1 pseudogene is annotated in these 296 nt (G+C 75.0%); it reads right to left on the reverse strand.

What is annotated here, in order from left to right:
- Positions 1–4: 4 nt before the first annotated feature.
- Positions 5–296 (reverse strand): annotated as a pseudogene (locus tag KVT14_RS20255) (hypothetical protein); the annotation flags it as partial.

Consider the following 296-nt stretch of genomic DNA (forward strand, 5'->3'; position numbering starts at 1 on the left):
AGCCTCATGCGGCGTCCGTCCCCTCGGTCCCGGAGTCCACGGCCCGCAGCGCCGGGAGCAGGTGCTCGGCCGCGAGGTCGACGACCGCGTCCAGCGACGACGGCGGGTGCGTCACCGTCGGCGCGGCGTCGTCGTGCTTGCCGTGGTCCGGCCGGACGACGGTCGCCACCTGGTGCAGGTAGACCTCGTCGAAGCCGACCTGGACCAGCTCGACCAGGCGGCCCCGGAGCCGGGCGGGGTCGTGCTCGATCACCACCCCGGTGCTCAGCGTGTCGTCGTCCACGGTGGCGGCCAGC

Source organism: Cellulomonas sp. GbtcB1 (assembly GCF_019091725.1).
In the GTDB taxonomy this organism is placed as follows: Bacteria; Actinomycetota; Actinomycetes; order Actinomycetales; family Cellulomonadaceae; genus Cellulomonas.